At 49.2% G+C, this 17,924-nt stretch carries 13 protein-coding genes; 10 read left to right on the top strand and 3 right to left on the bottom strand.

Annotated elements, in window-relative coordinates; translation table 11 throughout:
- Positions 1 to 41 precede the first annotated feature (41 nt).
- The 6 genes from lepB to ACFVVF_RS08920 all read left to right on the top strand — a co-directional run bounded on the left by lepB (position 42) and on the right by ACFVVF_RS08920 (position 6,331).
- A complete protein-coding gene (gene lepB, locus ACFVVF_RS08945; RefSeq protein ID WP_387807345.1) occupies positions 42 to 785 on the top strand; it encodes a signal peptidase I in 744 nt (247 codons plus the stop codon).
- A 94-nt stretch (positions 786 to 879) separates the two neighbouring features.
- Complete coding sequence (locus ACFVVF_RS08940) at positions 880 to 1,779, top strand: SDR family oxidoreductase (RefSeq protein ID WP_387807342.1); 900 nt, start codon at positions 880 to 882, stop codon at positions 1,777 to 1,779.
- Positions 1,780 to 1,905: 126 nt separating this feature from the next.
- The gene (locus ACFVVF_RS08935) at positions 1,906 to 2,613 is read left to right on the top strand and encodes a response regulator transcription factor (protein WP_387807339.1); all 708 of its coding nucleotides are present in this window, start codon (positions 1,906 to 1,908) and stop codon (positions 2,611 to 2,613) included.
- A complete protein-coding gene (locus ACFVVF_RS08930) occupies positions 2,610 to 3,620 on the top strand; it encodes a sensor histidine kinase (RefSeq protein WP_387807336.1) in 1,011 nt (336 codons plus the stop codon). The genes ACFVVF_RS08935 and ACFVVF_RS08930 overlap by 4 nt, the downstream gene beginning before the upstream one ends.
- A gap of 94 nt (positions 3,621 to 3,714) precedes the next feature.
- On the top strand, positions 3,715 to 4,482 hold the full coding sequence (locus ACFVVF_RS08925) for an ABC transporter ATP-binding protein (RefSeq protein ID WP_387807333.1): 768 nt from the start codon (positions 3,715 to 3,717) through the stop codon (positions 4,480 to 4,482).
- Positions 4,454 to 6,331: an FtsX-like permease family protein gene (locus ACFVVF_RS08920; protein WP_387807330.1), complete on the top strand. Its 1,878-nt coding sequence runs from the start codon at positions 4,454 to 4,456 to the stop codon at positions 6,329 to 6,331. Before ACFVVF_RS08925 ends, ACFVVF_RS08920 begins: the two co-directional genes overlap by 29 nt.
- Positions 6,332 to 6,951: 620 nt before the next feature.
- On the opposite strand, the gene ACFVVF_RS08915 is transcribed toward ACFVVF_RS08920, so the two are convergent.
- Positions 6,952 to 7,929 (bottom strand): LacI family DNA-binding transcriptional regulator, encoded by a 978-nt coding sequence (locus ACFVVF_RS08915; protein ID WP_387807327.1) that lies wholly within the window; start codon positions 7,927 to 7,929, stop codon positions 6,952 to 6,954.
- Between the two features lie 280 nt (positions 7,930 to 8,209).
- On the opposite strand from ACFVVF_RS08915, the gene ACFVVF_RS08910 reads away from it, so the two are divergent.
- Positions 8,210 to 10,342, top strand: coding sequence for a glycoside hydrolase family 3 N-terminal domain-containing protein (locus ACFVVF_RS08910; protein ID WP_387808949.1), 2,133 nt, complete (start codon positions 8,210 to 8,212; stop codon positions 10,340 to 10,342).
- A 171-nt stretch (positions 10,343 to 10,513) separates the two neighbouring features.
- Here the strand turns inward: ACFVVF_RS08910 and ACFVVF_RS08905 are convergent, their stop codons facing one another.
- Positions 10,514 to 11,386 carry a carbohydrate ABC transporter permease gene (locus ACFVVF_RS08905; RefSeq protein ID WP_387807324.1) on the bottom strand — a complete coding sequence of 291 codons (873 nt, stop codon included), beginning with the start codon at positions 11,384 to 11,386 and terminating at the stop codon, positions 10,514 to 10,516.
- Between the two features lie 31 nt (positions 11,387 to 11,417).
- Positions 11,418 to 12,368, bottom strand: coding sequence for an ABC transporter permease (locus tag ACFVVF_RS08900; RefSeq protein WP_387807321.1), 951 nt, complete (start codon positions 12,366 to 12,368; stop codon positions 11,418 to 11,420).
- Between the two features lie 193 nt (positions 12,369 to 12,561).
- On the opposite strand from ACFVVF_RS08900, the gene ACFVVF_RS08895 reads away from it, so the two are divergent.
- The 3 genes from ACFVVF_RS08895 to ACFVVF_RS08885 all read left to right on the top strand — a co-directional run bounded on the left by ACFVVF_RS08895 (position 12,562) and on the right by ACFVVF_RS08885 (position 17,727).
- Positions 12,562 to 14,319 carry a sensor histidine kinase gene (locus ACFVVF_RS08895; RefSeq protein WP_387807318.1) on the top strand — a complete coding sequence of 586 codons (1,758 nt, stop codon included), beginning with the start codon at positions 12,562 to 12,564 and terminating at the stop codon, positions 14,317 to 14,319.
- Between the two features lie 4 nt (positions 14,320 to 14,323).
- A complete protein-coding gene (locus ACFVVF_RS08890; protein ID WP_387807316.1) occupies positions 14,324 to 15,925 on the top strand; it encodes a response regulator transcription factor in 1,602 nt (533 codons plus the stop codon).
- A gap of 113 nt (positions 15,926 to 16,038) precedes the next feature.
- The gene (locus ACFVVF_RS08885; protein ID WP_387807313.1) at positions 16,039 to 17,727 is read left to right on the top strand and encodes a type 2 periplasmic-binding domain-containing protein; all 1,689 of its coding nucleotides are present in this window, start codon (positions 16,039 to 16,041) and stop codon (positions 17,725 to 17,727) included.
- The last annotated feature ends 197 nt before the right edge of the window (positions 17,728 to 17,924 follow it).

Here is a 17,924-nt window from a genome sequence, read left to right as displayed (position 1 = left end):
TCCTCCTTCAAGCAAATAGATTGCTTGAAGGAGGGCCTTTTGTGCTTTTATACAGAGATGTTAAAATAGTAGATATTACCACTTTTGGAAGGGGGGATAGAGTGATGAGGCTTGTATATACTAGGTATCTTTTTATTATTCTTATCCTGAGTGTAATCATTGCAGGCTGTCAGAACGAACAGGAAAAAGTGGAATTTGAATACCCGTCATACACGGAGTTATTTGAATATCCATCATACACGGAGTTAAAGGAGGGGATGTATTTACTCAATAATGAGTCTGACTCGATGCAATTGTCTAAAACAGAATATTTATCATTTGATAATGGAGACCTTGTCATCGATCCAAACTATTATCAAACACATGATTTAAAGAGAGGGGATGTGATTTATTTTGAAACTCCGGCAGATTATAAATCCGATCATCCTCAAAACAATATAGCTCGCATTATTGCTCTTCCTAACGAAAAATTGCGTATTAAGAAAGGGCAAATCTATACTAACAATGAGAAATTGAAAACCTTCTATGGAAAATCACTCACTGGAGGTTTACATAAGAAGGAATTTTTAAAAATGATAAAAAAGGCTCCCGGAAGTAAATGCGAAAAAGAGTGCTTAAATTCGTATAAAAATACGTTTGATTTCAAGCTAAAGGAAACTCTAATTCCCAATGATGCTATTTACGTAATCGGGGATAACTGGTCAAGAAGCTTCGACAGCAGATTGTTTGGCACGCTGCCTGTGACCAATATTTTAGGGAAAGTAATGGGTTACGCAAAAGAGTAATGAAAATTAAATCCGTATGCTGCAATTATCCGCATGAAAACTAGACAGGAAAATACAATAGATCTGAAGTCGAGTGTGAAAGGGGAATGAGATCATGCCTTTTCCTGTCTATCCCTATATCGGCTGGGAGCGGCACTGCACGGATGTTCCAGTTGTGTTTCCGCCGCAGCATCAGAATAGACATCCCGGCTATGAGTATGTCATGAATCCTCGTCCAATATCGGATAATCCGGCCTATATCGGCAGCGGCAAGCTGAAGGATAAGGTAGCGATTGTAACGGGCGGGGACAGCGGAATCGGCAGAGCTGTCGCCATTGCATTTGCCAAGGAAGGTGCGGATCTCGTTATTCCTTATCTCGACGAGCATCAGGATGCGGCAGAAACAAAGCTAATGATCGAGAAGCTGGGACGGCGCTGCGTAGTCATCGCTGCTGATTTGCGCCTGGAAGAGGCATGCAGCAGTGTTGTGGCATTGACGATCAAGCATTTTGGACGGCTTAATATTCTTGTCAATAATCATGGCGTACAGTTTCACCAGCCTAGCATCATGGATATTACGCAGGAGCAGTTGATGAATACGTTCCAAACGAACATTATTTCTTTTTTCTCCATGGTGAAAGCTGCCTTGCCCCATTTGCAGGCCGGAAGCACGATCGTCAATACATCGTCGGATACCGCGTATTCCGGAATGGCGAACATGATTGATTATACGGCTACAAAGGGGGCTATCGTATCGTTTACCCGTTCCTTGTCCCTGTCGCTTGCTGCCAGCGGTATTCGGGTCAATGCGGTGGCGCCGGGGCCTATTTGGACGCCGCTCATTCCATCTGCTTTTACGGCAGAGGAGACAAGAACCTTCGGAACGGAAGTGCCGATGCGGCGGCCGGGCCAGCCGTTTGAGCTCGCTCCCGCATATGTATGGCTTGCCTCCGACGACTCCTCTTATGTGTCGGGGCAAATCATTTTCGTCAACGGAGGCTCAATCGTCACTTGAAGAATGCGAAGCGCTTGGCACAGCCAAGCGTTTTTTTGCTGTGTCCGGCTGCGAACAGGATATTCGGCCGTCTTTGTCGAAATAGCGTTCAACGGAAGGGCAACCGCTAGAAGGAGAGAGTATGACATGCATAAGATACTGATCGTAGAGGATGATCCGAAAATCACGGAGCTTCTGCTGTCTACAATAGAAAAGTACGGCTATGAAGGAATACGAGTCAATGATTTCCAGCATGTGCTAGAGGAGTTCAATGCCGCAAAGCCGGATTTGGTGCTTCTGGACGTAAATTTGCCTAGCTATGACGGCTATTACTGGTGCAGGCAAATTCGCAACGCCTCGATATGTCCGGTGCTTTTCATCTCTGCCCGTGATGGTGAGATGGATCAGATTATGGCGCTTGAGAACGGGGGCGACGATTATATTACGAAGCCGTTTCACGCCGGGATTGTAGTAGCCAAAATTCAAAGCCAGCTTCGGCGTGCTTATGGAGAGTATGCAGCCAGAAACAGCGAGCGGGTTCTTGAGCAGGAGGGGCTTATTCTTTATCCCGAAAGACAGGAGCTGAAGCTTGGGGATACTGTTATACCGCTTACGAAAAAAGAGTCCGACATTGTAGAAAGCCTGATCGAGCGCTATCCGCGGGTTGCCAGCAGGGAGGCTTTGCTGGAGAAGCTGTGGGATGATCAAACCTATGTCGATGAGAATACGATCAATGTGAACATTACACGTGTGAGAAAGAAGTTTCAGGAGCTGGGCATTGAGGATGCTTTAGTGACGGTTAGAGGAATGGGCTACCGGCTCAACGTCACTTGGGCGAAGGAGAACTGCGAGTGAAATTGTTTCTGCGAGAACACGCCTTGCTGCTTGTCGTCCAGCTTGTGCAATTAGGCTTTATCGTTTCGATTTATTGGATGGACGGCTATCGTGAGCTGCTAACCGTTTTATATTCTATATTTATTGCTTTTTTCATTTTATGCGGATATCTGGTATATCAGTTTTTCAGCCGCAAGCATTATTACCTCCGCCTTAGCCAGCCTCTCGAATCGTTTGATGCTTCCATTCAGCAGCGCGAGCATGCTCCCGTCTCCGTGGCGCTTCAGAAGCTAATGCATAGCCAGTACCGCCATTATGAGCAGCAGCTTTACACGCTCAAGAAACAGCAGGAGGAGCATCTGATTTTCATGGACCAGTGGGTGCATCAGATGAAAACGCCGTTGTCGGTCATTGATCTCACGGTGCAAAATATAGACGAGCCTGAGTTTGCCAGCATACGTGAGGAGCTGGAGAGAATGCGCTTAGGCTTGAACACGGTTCTTTATATGTCCCGGCTTCGCGCCTTTGAACAAGATTTTCATGTCAAGCCAGTCGTGCTGTCGCAAATTGTCAGCGCCGTTATTCACGATAACAAACGATTATTTATCCGCAACCGGATATACCCTGAGGTTCAAGGCTATACGTCAGAGATCACGGTCGAGACGGATGAGAAATGGCTGTTTTTCATGCTGTCTCAGCTTGTTATCAATGCTATTAAATACTCAGCCGGTACAGATGTAGAAGGGAAGAAGGTTGTTGTTTCCTTCTATTTGCGCGGAAACGAAGCCGTTATTGAGGTTATGGACCGGGGAATCGGAATCCCTGCTGCCGACATTAAGCGGGTGTTCGACCCCTTTTTTACCGGACAGAACGGGCGCAGCACGCGTGAGTCCACTGGCATGGGGCTTTATTTGACGAAGGAGGCGGCTGACCGTCTTGGACACCGAATCGAGCTGACGTCCGAGGAAGGTGCCGGTACACAGGTGCGGATTGTTTTTGCATCCTATCGAAAGCTTACAAGCGTGTAATAAAAGTGAAAGCCAAATCGATAGTTAGCGGCCAATCGTCTGCAGTATACTGATCACAGAATAATTGTTTGCCTTGTGAAAGGAGATCGGAAATATGCTGCAAGTAAGACGGGTTAGTAAAGTATATGATGGAAAAGTCGCTTATCGGGCTTTGACTGATATTGATTTGACGATTGATGACGGTGAATTTGTTGGTATTATGGGGCCGTCCGGAAGCGGGAAAACGACGCTGCTCAACCTGATTGCTACCATTGACGAACCGACAACCGGAGAGATTCTATATGATGGCAAGACGACGGGCAAGCTGAGCAAAAATGAACTGGCCATATTCCGTCGCCGTGAGCTTGGATTTGTTTTTCAAGATTTTAACCTGCTCCATACCTTAACGGTTGAAGAAAATATTGTGCTGCCGCTGACGCTGGACGGGAACAAGGTCAGTGATATGAAGCAAAAGGTAAAAACGATAGCAGACAAGCTAGGGATTACCGGGATTATGAACAAACGGCTCTATGAAATATCCGGAGGGCAGGCTCAGCGGGCTGCTGTTGCCAGAGCGATGATTCATTCTCCGAAGCTGCTTCTCGCTGATGAGCCAACTGGCAATTTGGACTCCAAATCGGCGAAGGATGTTATGGAATTGCTGGAGAGAATTAACCTGGAGCAGCGAGCGACGATGATGCTGGTTACGCATGACGCGGTGGCAGCCAGCTATTGCAAGCGTGTTGTCTTCATTAAAGACGGCAGGTTCTATTCGGAAATACACCGGGGGGATAACCGCCAAGCTTTTTTCCAGAAAATTATCGATACACTCTCGCTGTTAGGGGGACATCACAATGACGTTTCGTCAATTCGCGTTCCGTAACGTCTCCCGGAATAAAAGGCTTTATGCGGGTTATTTCCTAAGCAGTCTATTTACGGTCATGGCTTTTTTTACTTTTTCGATCTTTGCCTATCATCCTGAACTTAGCGGGCTGGATAATCAAAGCGTGACGTTAGCCCTTTCTGTATCCAAGTGGATCATTTATGTCTTCTCATTCTTTTTTGTTCTTTACTCCATGGGGACATTTCTGCAATCGCGAAAAAGAGAATTTGGACTCATGATGATGCAGGGCATGACCACGGTACAGCTTCGTCTGATGATTTTTTTGGAAAATATGATGATTGGTTTATCCGCTACAATAGGCGGAATTGCTCTGGGGCTTGTATTTGCCAAGGTTATACTGCTTGCAGGAGAAAACTTCCTTGCCGTCAACGAAAAGCTGGCTTTTTATATTCCCTACAAGGCCATTGTTCTGACCTTGCTTTCATTCTTGCTGCTATTTATTTTGATTTCCTTTTTTATTTCGGCTGTACTGCAGAGTGGAAAGCTAATTACGCTGTTAAATGGCGACAAGCAGGCAAAGAGTGAGCCTAAGTCCTCCGTGTTACTAGTTTGGCTAGTGCCTATTTTGCTCGGAACGAGTTACTTTCTTAGCTTGCGGGCCGAAGGCTTAGAAGCTCTGTTTTTACTAGTTCCCGTCGTTATTATGGTATGCATCGGCACCTATCTGCTCTTTACGCAGCTTAGCGTCTATACGATTCGGAAGCTGAAAAGGATGGAATCGATTTTTTGGCTGAACACAAATATGCTGCTTTTTTCCGATCTTGCCTATCGTATGAAGGACAATGCACGTTCGTTTTTTCTGGTTGCTATTATTTCTACGGTTTCGTTTTGCTCGATAGGCACGTTATACGGATTCCAATCGATGATTGGCGGCCACAATGTCAAGGATAATCCTTATTTATTTACCTACACGACCACGAATGGCTATAGTCATGAGCAGAAAAATTTAGAGCAGATTGACCGCACGCTTAAAGAGGCGAATCTTGCAACTGAACAAGCGTTCCTTAAACTTGGTTACTACAAGGCCTACAATAGCGATAAAACGATTGCAGTCGTTCAATTGTCGGACTACAACGAGATGATGAAACTCATGGAGATGAAGGGGATTACGCTCTCCGGCGGAAAAGCGGCAGTTGTTGATTTTGGACTATCACGAACGGGTCAATCCATGCTTAACCAGCCTGTAGCCTTGCAGCCTGATGTTGTCATTGAAGCCAATCAAGCGGTTGTGTCGTCAGCGGTTCACGGTATGAACGGCTACTTCGTTGTATCAGATGATCAATATGCAAAGCTCGGAGTGCCTGTACAAGAGAAACACTACTATGCATGGCACGGGGCGCTTGGGCAAAAGCAATCCATAGCGGCGGGAGAAAAGCTGTCTAATAGCTTTCCATATTCGGACAGCTACGAGTTCCTTGCCCTTGAATATCAAAATTCTGTTCTAGATCAGCAATTTGGTCCAATATTGTTCATCGGCTTATTTATCGGCATCGTGTTTTTTGTCTCCGCAGGCAGCTTTCTCTATTTCCGGCTGTACAGCGACTTGGATGATGATAGAAGGAAGTTCAAAGCCGTTTCCAAGATGGGTCTGAGTGAAAAAGAGCTTACGAAAATATTGAACCGGCAAATGATATTGCTTTTCTTTGCGCCAATTGTTGTTGCTCTGTTACATGGGGCTGTAGCACTTACTACACTGTCCAACATGTTTCAATATTCGCTGTTGAAGGAATCCGTGCTCGTTCTTGGTCTATTCTTTGTCGTTCAAGTGATCTATTTCTTTATCGTCCGCTTCTTCTATATTAGACAGGTGAAGATGGCGATTGTCTGAACCGTTTGAATCAGTCACTCGCAGCAGTTATTCCATTTGTATATGGTCTTAACCCTTCCACACTGACAGAAAAAGCCCCGAAAAGTGAGCTGTTTGATTCGTATAAGACCCTGACAGGGTCTTATACGAATCAATTGTGCTTTCCGCTCATGAGTTAAGACCCTCGCAGGGTCTTAATCCATCCACACTGGCAGAAAAAGCCTCGGAAATGAGCTGTTTGATTCGCATAAGACCCTGACAGGGTCTTAACCGTGTCAATTGTGCTGTCCGCTCATGAGTTAAGACCCTCGCAGGGTCTTAACCCATCCACACTGGCAGAAAAAGCCCCGGAAATTGAGCTGTTTTATTAGCATAAGACCCTGACAGGGTCTTAACCGTGGCAATTATGCTGTCCGCTCATGAGTTAAGACCCTCGCAGGGTCTTAACCCATCCACACTGGCAGAAAAAGCCCCGAAAAGTGAGCTGTTTGATTCGTATAAGACCCTGACAGGGTCTTAACCGTGGCAATTATGCTATCCGCTCATGGGTTAAGACCCTCGCAGGGTCTTAACCCATTCATACCACATATGTAACTTGAAGTCAGGTTAGACGTTGCTGCGGCTTAGTGCCCTTATTGAATTTATGTAGCAGTTGTTGCGGTTACGGAAGCTCCTTGCACCAAAGCCACATATACCCGCTCGTTCTCAACAGGCTCGTCCGCCAGCATTTTGATTAGCTGCTCGGAGGCGAGCGCTCCCCATTTGCGCATCGAATAATCAATTGTAGCGAGCCGCGGCTCTACAAACTGGGCCAGCTCGGTATTATCGAAGCCGATGATATGTATATGCTCGCCTATGATGAGATCCGTATGGTTCCGAATATAACGGTACATACCGATTGCCATTTCGTCGTTGAGACAGAAGACGGCTGCAGGCCGGGTATATTCCGCTGCGATTCGCTGCGCGGCAGCTTCGCCCGACGATTTAGTAAAATCTCCGGGAATGACAGTGAACGCCACGCCGGGAACGCGTTCGACGGCTTGATTCACAGCGCGCATGCGCTGAAGAGCATCGTAGGAGCCGGCAGGTCCGGCAACAGCGTAAATGTTGTCATGTCCCTGCTCGATCAAATGCTCGATTGCTAGCGTTGCGCCGGCTTTATTATCAAGCAGCACTTGATTGATATGCGGATGCTGCAATTCCCGGTCCAGCACGACAGCCTTGTGGCCGTTATTGGCGTATTGAAGCAGCTCCTCGTCGGAGAACGTCGCATCAAGAATGATCGCACCGTCAATCATCCGCTCGGAGATCAGGCGCCGCGATTGCGGGCCGCTGCATACGAGCAGATCATAGCCTTTGGCGCTGACGTATTCTTTAACTCCTTGCAGCAAGTTTCCGTAAAAGTTGCCTTCGAAATCGGTCAGAAAGATGCCGATCATGTTTGATTTTTTTGTCTTCAGCAATCTGGCTGCTGCATGGGGCACGTAATTCAACTCTTCGGCGGCCTGCAATATTTTCGCGGCGGTCTCTTTCGTAACCTTGTCGTTGCCGTTAAGGGCATAGGAAACCGTAGAGATAGAGACGCCGGCCCGTTTGGCAATATCCTTAATACTAACCAATAGATTCGCTCCTCTAACCTAGTCGGTGAAACGTTTAGATTTTAACTATAACCGAAAATAAACAAGCCTACAACCTTGAAAATAACCTGTTTCCACTTGAATTAATCCGATTGACAGGGGATTGAATCGCCAATTATAATCGGAATCAAATGGAATCGAAACGTTTCGATGAACCATTTATACTATGTATAGAGAGGTTGCGAGTGACCTGACTACTTCAAATTCACAATCCGCCGAGCAATCGAATACTGACTTAAAATTAAATGACTTAATCCGGCAAATGACGCTGGATGAGAAGGTTGCACAGCTGATTCAGCTGGCCGTTCCTTTCTATGAAGGCGCAGGCGGCGAAGGGCAAATTACAGGTCCGATGGACTCCCTTGGCATTACACAGGATACCGTGCACAACTCGGGCTCCGTGCTCGGCATGGCCGGCGCACAGGATGTTATCGATATGCAGCGTACGCATTTAAGCCATAACCGTCTAGGCATTCCGCTGTTGATGATGGCTGATATCGTTCACGGCTTCAAGACAATATTTCCGGTTCCGCTGGCGATTGGCTGCTCATGGGATATGGAGCTGGCAGAGAAAAGCGCGGAAATCGCGGCTAGGGAAGCTTCGGTGTCTGGTGTACATGTAACGTATGCGCCAATGGTCGATCTTGTCCGCGATCCCCGCTGGGGCCGCGTCGTTGAGTCGACGGGGGAAGACCCTTATTTGAATGCTGAATTTGCCAGAGCTTTCGTTCGCGGTTTTCAAGGACAAGACCTGTCGGGCGATTATGATCGCGTAGCCGCCTGCGTCAAGCATTTCGCCGCATATGGCGCTGCGGAAGCCGGCCGGGACTATAACACGGTGGACTTGTCGGATCGTCAGCTTCGTGAATTTTATTTGCCGGCCTATAAGGCGGCGCTGGATGAAGGCTGCGAGATGGTGATGACTTCCTTCAATACGGTGGACGGCATTCCGGCAACCGGAAACCAGAAGCTGATGCGAAAGCTGCTGCGGGAGGAATGGGGCTTCAATGGCGTACTTATTTCCGACTGGGGCGCGGTGAAGGAGCTGATTGCCCATGGCATTGCTGCCGATGAATCGGAAGCGGCTTACAAAGCGATCCGGGCCGGTGTCGATATCGAGATGATGACTGCCTGTTATGTCCATCACTTAGCTGAGCTTGTGGAGCGCAAAGAAGTGGAAGAGCCGCTTATCGACGAAGCCGTGCTGCGTATTCTGCAATTGAAGCAGAAGCTGGGTCTGTTCGATAATCCTTACCGTGCAGCCGATCCGGAACGGGAGCGGGAGATCGTATTCAGTGACGCGCATCGACAAGCTGCCCGTGAGCTGGCGGTGAAATCCTGTGTGCTGTTGAAAAATGAAGGTGTCCTGCCGCTTAGCCGCGATCGCAAGATCGCGTTAATCGGTCCTTTTGCCTCCAATCATGACGTGCTTGGACCGTGGTCCTGGACAGGCTCTAAGGAGGCTGCGGTTACGCTTGCCGAGGGGCTTGGCAGCAAGCTGGGCGAGAAAGCAAAGCTTGTTATCGCCGAGGGCTGCGGCATTGAGAGTGCTACAAAGGCGCAGCTGCAAGAAGCGTTGGCGGCTGCACGTGATGCGGAGACGATCGTTCTGGCGCTTGGCGAGCATACGGATATGAATGGAGAGGCAGCATGCCGTGCAGATATTCGTCTGCCGCAGGTTCAGCTGGAGCTGCTGCGCGAGCTTCGTGCATTGAATAAGCCGATTGTGGTTGTGTTGTTCAACGGACGTCCTCTCGATCTGCACGGCGTATATGAGGAAGCGGATGCAATTCTGGAAGCTTGGTATCCGGGCTCCGAAGCCGGCAACGCAGTGGCTGAACTGCTGCTTGGGGAAGCTAATCCGAGCGGCAGATTGACGATGTCATTCCCTTACAGCGTAGGTCAAGTTCCAGTCTACTATAACGCCTTCAATACAGGGCGCCCTCAAGGTGCGCCAGACGCGCAAGTCCGTTATGTATCGCAGTACCTGGACATTCCGAATGAGCCGCTGCTGCCGTTTGGCTTCGGGCTCAGCTATTCCGAGTTTGAGTACGGAGAGGCTTCGCTATCTTCTTCTGTGATCACCGAAGAAGCACCGATCAAGCTGACCGTTAAGGTGACGAATAAAGGCGCAGTCGCTGGAGTAGAGACGGTACAGCTGTATGTGCGAGATATGTCGGGGGAGGTCGTTCGTCCAGTAAAGGAACTGAAGGCTTTCCGTCAAGTCAACCTGCAGCCGGGAGAGAGTGCAGAAATCCAATTTGTTCTCCAAGAGGAGCAGTTGCGCTATTATCACTCCGATCTTTCGCATGAGAGCGACGCAGGTGAATTTATCGCTTTCGTTGGTCCGAATAGCAGTACGAATACCCGCCTCCCGTTCCGGCTGGAGAAGTAAGTCAATCAACTATAGCTAGAGGCAACAAGGCCAACCCGGAGCTCGGGTTGGCCTGCCTTTGGCTTTATTTTTGCCATTGTAAAATGCCATTGTCATTATTGCCTCATATGAAAAAGAGCTGCTCCGGCATTTACCGGAGACAGCCCCTATAGATAATTGAAATCGCATTCGCTATTCCTTGACCGCACCGATAACGATGCCTTTGACGAAGAAACGCTGCAGAAACGGATAGACGATCAGAATCGGCAGCGCGCCGATGAAGATCTGCGAAGCGCGAAGCGTCCGCTGCGACATGTTGGCGATGACGGCCGGGTCGAAGCCGGTGGTGCTGCCTTGCACAATCAGCGTCTGCATGAAGCTGGCGAGCGGGAGATTTTCGGCTCCCTTCATATAAATAAGCCCGTCGAAATACGCATTCCAGTGTCCGACCATCGTAAACAAGGCGATCGTTGCAATAGCCGGCAGCGAGATGGGCAGGTAGATCGAAATAAAGCTGCGGAAAAAACCGGCGCCATCCATAAAGGTCGCTTCTTCCAGCTCCTTCGGTACCGTACGGAAAAAGTTGAGCAGCAGAATGATGTTGTAGACAGTTACGAGTCCCGGCAATATTAAGGCAAGAAGATTGTTTAGCAGGCCAAGTTTCAGTATGAGAATGTAGCCCGGAATGAGGCCGACATTGAACAGCATCGTCACGACGAAATACCACAGGTAGACGTTGCGGCCGCGAAACACGCGGTTGTCCTTGGACAAGGCGTAGGCGGCAAGAGCATTGACGGCCAGAGCCATTGCCGTGCCGAGGACGGTACGCTTGACGGATACCCAAAGCGAAGTGAGAAAGTTGACGTTCTCGAACGTCTTGGCGTACGCATCGAGTGTGAAGCCAATCGGCCAGAACGTAACGAGCCCGGCGTTGGCAGGGGCCGTATCGCTGAAGGAAACCATCAGCAAATGGTAAAGCGGCAGCATGCAGCCGATGGAGATGATAGCGAGAAGCGTATAGTTGAACACGCTAAACAGGCGGTAGGGCAGCGTTTTATGATACATGGACGGTCATCCTTTCAATCGTTCAATCGAACTAGAAAATGCGGTAGCCAGCGAATTTATAGGCAAGCCGGTACGATACGACGATGAGTATGAGGCTGATCATCGATTTGAACAGGCTGACGGCAGTTGCGAAGCTGAACTGTCCGCTTAGCAAGCCTTCCCGGTAGACGAAGGTGTCGATGATGTCGCCTTGCTGGTAAATCATCGGGCTGTACAGGTTGAACACTTGGTCGAAGTTTGCGTTAAGCACATTGCCCAGCGCGAGTGTCGCTACGACGATCAGAATCGGAATAAGTGAAGGAATCGTAATATGAATCGTTTGCTTCAGCCGGGTTGCCCCGTCGACTTCAGCGGCTTCGTACAGCGCAGGATTAATGCCGGCAAGCGCCGCCAGGAAAATAATCGTATTGAAGCCAAATTCCTTCCACACATCGCTGAAAATAATCGTCAGCCGGAACCAAGTTCCGTCGCCAAGGAAAAAAATCGGTTTGATACCGAACACGTTCGTTAGAAACTGGTTGATAATGCCGGTCTGTGCCAGCAAATCGATCAGAATGCCCCCGAGCGTAACCCAGGACAGAAAGTGCGGCAGGTAGACAAGCGTCTGAATGGACCGTTTGAATCCCATTTTCCGAACTTCGTTCAACAATAGAGCGAAGCCGAAAGGTACGATCAAGTTCAGGATGATCTTGGAGCAGGCGAACAACAGCGTGTTCAAGGTGATTTTCATGAAATAGTTGTTCTCGAACATGTATTGAAAATGCTTCAAGCCGACGAACGGAGAGCCGGTAATGCCTAGTGAGGCTTTGTAGTCCTGAAAGGCCATAACGACGCCCGTCATCGGTATATAGGAAAAAACGAAAACGGACAGCACGGCTGGCAGCACCATCAGATGCAAAATCCACGGTACGCTGTAGCCTTTTCTCTTTTTTGCTCCACGGACAGCCGTGAGCTTGACATCTGGCGAAGTAATTGGGTCCATCGTTTTCTTCCTTTCTATATTTTTCATTTGTATATGGGGTGAAGCCCTGCTATATATAATAACAACACGCAGGATGACCCAACTATAAGACAATGTTAGGATTGATAGTGTTTTGTTAGGGATATGACCGGGGGGAAGATGATCGATGCGAGGCAGATTCATAAGCATATTCCGAATCAAGCGAGGCTCCAGAATGAGTCTTTTTGCGAAAATGAACGGATTAATCATTCTATTGTTCATTCCGATTATTTTATTTTTCACGTATTCCAATCAGGTCTCGATTCATGTTATCGACAAGGAACTCAAAGCTTCGAATATTAAGCAGCTATCGTTCTTGTCCAGCCAGATCGACTCGCGTGTCAATCAGACGATGGATTTCGTTGTGACCTTCTCCAGGGATCCCAACGTCCGCAAATTCAACGGATTGAACATTTGGGACGACCGCTATGACAAAATGCAGACGAGATACATCATTCAAGAAAAGATGATGCTCCAGTCCGGGGTGATGAACATCTGGCCGGTCCATTTCACGGTGTATTCGCAGCTGAACAAAGCAGCGATTTCGAATGCGAGCAGCATGGTGGAGTATGACGAGGAGTATTTAACGCGGAATGTAACGGGCAAATGGTCATACGGCGACGGAAGACCAGTCGGGCCTGGAGAACCGCAAGCCTTTCATTGGTTCTACACCGATTCCTTCGGACAGCAAACGCTGAAAGGCAGTGATTTGGTCGTACAAGCCAGCTTTTACCCGGAAAATATTCAGAACATGCTGGACACCTATAAGGCCGGCGGCCAAGGCGATCCGCTGCTGTACCGCAAGGGCGTCACGCCAATCTTGAACCGCAGCGCCGACGGGCCTCTGTCGGAGGAGCTAGTCCGCTTTCTCGAATCGAAAGACCTGGGCGATACGATGCAGGAAGTGGTCGAGCTGGACCGCAAGCGTTATCTCATCAGTTCTGTGAAATCGCTTTCTTTGGACTGGCAGCTGGTGGACATCGTGCCGCTTGATCAGATCGTAGGGCCGATCTCCTTCAGCCGCAATTTATTTTATTTGGCGATGGCGCTGCTTTTTATTGTCGGTATTTCTTCTTCCGTGCTGCTGTACCGCAATGTTCAGCGGCCGATCCGGAGGCTGATTCGCGGCTTGCAAAGTGTACAGCGGGGCGATTTTACCGTGCAGATCGATTCCAATGTCAATAATGAATTTGCGTTTTTATTTTACCGGTTCAATGATATGTCGAAGCAAATTCAGAGCTTGATCGAGAATGTGCTGAATGAGAAGCTGCGGGCCCGCGAGGCGACATTGAAGCAGCTGCAGGCGCAAATCAATCCGCATTTCTTGTATAACTGCATCGGTTATATGATAAATATGGCGCAAATGAAGGATGAAGCCGCCGTCGTCTCCATGGGGCATAACTTAAGCGCGTATTACCGGTATATGACTCGTCTGGAACGGCCGACTGCATCGCTGCAGGAGGAGGTTCAGCTCATCATTAATTATTTGGACATTCAGAAGCTGCGCAACGGACGCATTCATTACCGGATCGATATTTCCGAGGAAATGCTGAAGCAGCATGTTCCGCGATTGATGCTTCAGCCGATCGTTGAGAACGCTGTTATTCACGGGGTTGGAAAAAGCTATTCGTCCGGGGAAATCCGAATTACCGGCGTATTGTCGGAAGGCCGCTGCAGGCTTTCGATTGACGACGACGGTCCCGGCTTGACCGAAGAGCAGCTTTCCGCGCTTAACCGCAGTATGAGGCAGCCGCTGCAGGATGATATGGGCTATGGCTTCTGGAATACGAATCAGCGGATGATTCACCAATTCGGTGATCAATCGCAGCTGGTGTTCAGTCAATCAGAGCTCGGGGGATTGCGGACGGAGATTGTATGGGAATATAGTTCGCTGGAGGCACAGCGCCAGCATACCGCAAAAGAGGGGGAATAACCGTATGCAAATGATCATCGTGGATGATGAAGCACATTGGGTAGATAATCTATCGACGACCAAACCGTGGCATACGCTAGGCATCGAGCAGGTTCACAAAGCGTACTCCGCGCAAGAAGCGCTGCGGATTATGGAGGCTTATCCGATCGATATCGTCATCTCCGACGTTCTGATGCCGGAGATGACAGGCATTGAGCTCATTGAGATCATCCGCAAGCGCGACAAAAAAACGAAATGTATTATTTTGTCGGGTTATTCGGACTTTGAATATACGAAGGAGGCGCTCCGCCACCAAGCTGTCGATTATTTGCTCAAACCGCCTATGGACGATGAATTGCTGGGAGCTGTAAAAGCGGCAGTCGCGCAATTGGAGGAGGAGTGGGGCAGTATAAGCTCATACGAGCGGATTGAATCCACTCTTCGGGAAAACTTGCCGCTTCTGCGCGGCCAGCTGCTGCTGAACGCTTTGCGGGGAGAGCGGCTGGAGGCCGACGAGTGGACGCGAAAGCTGGAAAGCTGCGGTCTGCCGATCCGATCCGGGGAATGTGCGCTGCTGCTCGTCCGGATGGAGGAGGAGTTCGGTAAATACCGCAATAAAGGCCAGCATCTGATGGAATATGCCATTATTAATATGACCGAGGAGCTGTTCGGCGAATTTGCTTACGTATGGGGAGTGAAGGAGGAGCATGGCTATCTCGCTTTTCTCGTTCAGTATAAGGAGGCAGCTCCGAGCGGCAACAGGGAGTCGCTGCTGGAGAAAGCTGCGATGCAGCTTCAGGCGAAGGTAAAGCAATATTTGAAAGGCTCGCTGTCTATCGTCATGACGGAGCCCTTTGAATTCCCTGAAAGGCTGCCGGAGCGATATCGCCATGCGCTGGCCTACTTCCGGCAAATCGTTGGCGATGAACGGGAATTTGTAATCCGCGCGGGAGAGCTGGAAAGCCCGATGTCCAGCGGGGCTCTGGATGCCGTCTATGCACCGCCGGTGCTGAAAAGCCTGCTGGAGGCCGGCCGTTGGGAGTCTGCCGAGCAGAAGCTGGGCGAGATTCTTGCAGAGCTGGATGACCGCTGGTCCGATTCCTGGGAGCATTGCCTGGAAGCGGGCTATCATATCGCTTCGGATTTCGCCCATTACGCGCATCGAAGCGGTCATTCGCTTGCGGGATTGCTGGGCGCAGACATCGAACTGCTGCAAGGCGGAGAGGCGTTCTCGACCATCGGCAAGCTTCGCAACTGGGCTTACGGCGCGCTGGGCAAGCTGAAGGAGGGAACGTCCAACGAGGTGAAGGACATTCGCTCCGTCTACGTGAGGAAAATTCAAAGCTTTGTGGAGGCGAACCTGCATCTGGACGTATCGCTGCGTGCCTTGGCGGATCATGTCAATCTTCATCCGACGCATCTCTCCAAGCTGTATAAGATCGAGACGGGCGAAGGCGTCAGCGATTTCGTCTTCCGGCTGCGTATGGAGACAGCCTGCCACAAGCTAAAGACGACTGACAAGAAAGTGTATGAGATCAGTGCGGAGATCGGATATTTGGACCCTGCTTATTTCATCAAGGTGTTCAAGCGGCAGTATGGAACGACCCCACAGGAATTCCGGGAATAAATAGAACAACATGACAGAGTCCTATGGAAACTAAAAAAATCATATAGATGACCTCCTGTGCCCGTTGGTAAAGTAGCGATAGAAATCATTTTACATCGTAGGGGGAAAATCAAATGGGTACATTCAAGAAGCTTTGGCTGCCGATTATTGCGTTGGCGCTTATCCTCTCCGCTTGCTCCGGCAATGCCGGCAACTCCGGAAGCAACAACGGGGGAGGCAAGGAAGATCCGGCTGCAACGGCAACAGGAAGTGCTGCCGACCTGGCCTTCGAAAAAGGCAAATACGATCCGCCGATAGAGATCAGCACTGTTATTATGCCGCGTGAATACACGAAAGGCGAGACAAAGGAAAATAACGTGCATGACCGCTGGATGCTGGAAACGCTGGGCATCAAATATAAAAACACATGGTACCCTGCAGGCGGCGACCAATACAAGCAGCAGCTTCAGCTTGCATTGACGTCCGGTGAGAAGCTTCCCGATTTCGTCATGGTGCCTACTGATGCAGTTCTGACGAATCAGTTGATTGATTCCGAGCAGTTCATTCCGATCGATGAGCTGTTTGAGAAATACGCGAATCAAGCATGGAAGGACCATGCAGCGCAGCATCCGGAGCTATGGTATCCGTTCACGAAGAACGGCAAGAAGTGGAATCTGCCGATCATGGAATACACCGACAATGATGATACGCTTCTCTGGCTGCGCGAGGACTGGATGGCCAAGCTGAAGCTGGAGGCGCCTAAGACAATCGCCGATCTTGAGAACATTATGGACAAATTCAAGAACGAGAATCCGGACGGACTTGCTCCTAAGGATGTCTATCCGCTGGCAATCTCGATGAAGAGCAACACGAATACGTGGATGGGCGGCCTCGACTGGCTGTTTGGCGCTTATGGCACTGTCCAAGAGCAATGGAATAAGGATGCAAACGGCAATTTGGAATACGGCTCTGTGAATCCAGGAGCGAAGCAAGCGCTTGCCAAGCTGCAGGAATGGATGGAGAAAGGGTATATTCATCCCGATTCCGCATTGTGGGACGAAGGGAAATCGGCGGAAATTTGGACGAAGGGCAACGCGGGTATTTTGCCGGGCGCGAACTGGGTTCCGGATTGGCCGGCCCCAGATTTGCTGAAAAACGTTCCAGGCTCGCAATATAAAGCGTATCCGGTACCTGCTGGTCCAGATGGCTTGATCGGTACCAAATGGCAAAACTCGGGCGTCAACAGCAGCTTTATGATTAATAAAGACGCGAAGCACCCGGAAGCGATTATTTTATACTACAACTATTTGCTTGATCATTTGGCTAACCCGGCCGTTGGAAGCAAATACGAAAACGGCTTTGCGCAAGGCTATGACTGGGATATGGTCGATGGCCAGCCGACAAGCGACAAAGAGAAAATTAAAGACTTTTTCGATAAATTCCCGTACATTACCGGACCTGCCCGTATTCCTGATCTGTATATGAGCACACTGGTTAAGCTGGCGAACGGCGAGAAGCCGGAGACGCCTTACGAGAAGCAGCAGGCCCAATTCCGCAAGCCGGAAAACTGGTATGCCGCTAAAGTCGTCATGTCGCAGCTTGATATCCGCAAGCAGAACTATTTTACAGGTGCAGCAACGCCTACGATGATTGAGAAATGGAATCTGCTCCGCCAATCCGAGCTGGAGACGTTCAACAAAATCGTTTACGGCAAACTGCCGGTAGACGCCTTCGACACGTTCGTTGCAAACTGGAAAGCGAATGGCGGCGAGAAAGTGACCCAGGAAGTAAACGATTGGTTCCAAGCGGTTTCGCAGAAATAATAGATTGTAGCGGTGGGCGGAGTCTGACTAGCCCTTCAAGAAAAGAGCCCTTAATTCCATGTTGCATTGGAAATAAGGGTTTTTTTGTATGTGAATGGGGATGCTGCTAGAGCTTCCGAACATGTATGATTTATCCTCCTTTTACGGCCATTAGGTAATCTAGATTGAAATGGCTAACTTAATAATCTATTAAAATA

Origin of the sequence: Paenibacillus sp. NPDC058174 (genome assembly GCF_042883865.1) — a bacterium.
Taxonomy (GTDB): Bacteria; Bacillota; Bacilli; order Paenibacillales; family Paenibacillaceae; genus Pristimantibacillus.
Note: the sequence above shows the minus strand (reverse complement) of the source record. Positions and strands in the feature narration are given on the sequence as shown.

Bases quoted from the DNA above. Each gene is read 5' to 3' on its own strand.
- ACFVVF_RS08895 (WP_387807318.1), top strand. From the start codon at position 12,562: ATGAGTCTTTTTGCGAAAATGAACGGATTAATCATTCTATTGTTCATT.
- ACFVVF_RS08885 (WP_387807313.1), top strand. From the start codon at position 16,039: ATGGGTACATTCAAGAAGCTTTGGCTGCCGATTATTGCGTTGGCGCTT.
- ACFVVF_RS08935 (WP_387807339.1), top strand. From the start codon at position 1,906: ATGCATAAGATACTGATCGTAGAGGATGATCCGAAAATCACGGAGCTT.
- ACFVVF_RS08940 (WP_387807342.1), top strand. From the start codon at position 880: ATGCCTTTTCCTGTCTATCCCTATATCGGCTGGGAGCGGCACTGCACG.
- ACFVVF_RS08900 (WP_387807321.1), bottom strand. From the start codon at position 12,368: ATGGACCCAATTACTTCGCCAGATGTCAAGCTCACGGCTGTCCGTGGA.
- ACFVVF_RS08905 (WP_387807324.1), bottom strand. From the start codon at position 11,386: ATGTATCATAAAACGCTGCCCTACCGCCTGTTTAGCGTGTTCAACTAT.
- ACFVVF_RS08925 (WP_387807333.1), top strand. From the start codon at position 3,715: ATGCTGCAAGTAAGACGGGTTAGTAAAGTATATGATGGAAAAGTCGCT.
- ACFVVF_RS08890 (WP_387807316.1), top strand. From the start codon at position 14,324: ATGCAAATGATCATCGTGGATGATGAAGCACATTGGGTAGATAATCTA.
- ACFVVF_RS08910 (WP_387808949.1), top strand. From the start codon at position 8,210: ATGACGCTGGATGAGAAGGTTGCACAGCTGATTCAGCTGGCCGTTCCT.
- ACFVVF_RS08920 (WP_387807330.1), top strand. From the start codon at position 4,454: ATGACGTTTCGTCAATTCGCGTTCCGTAACGTCTCCCGGAATAAAAGG.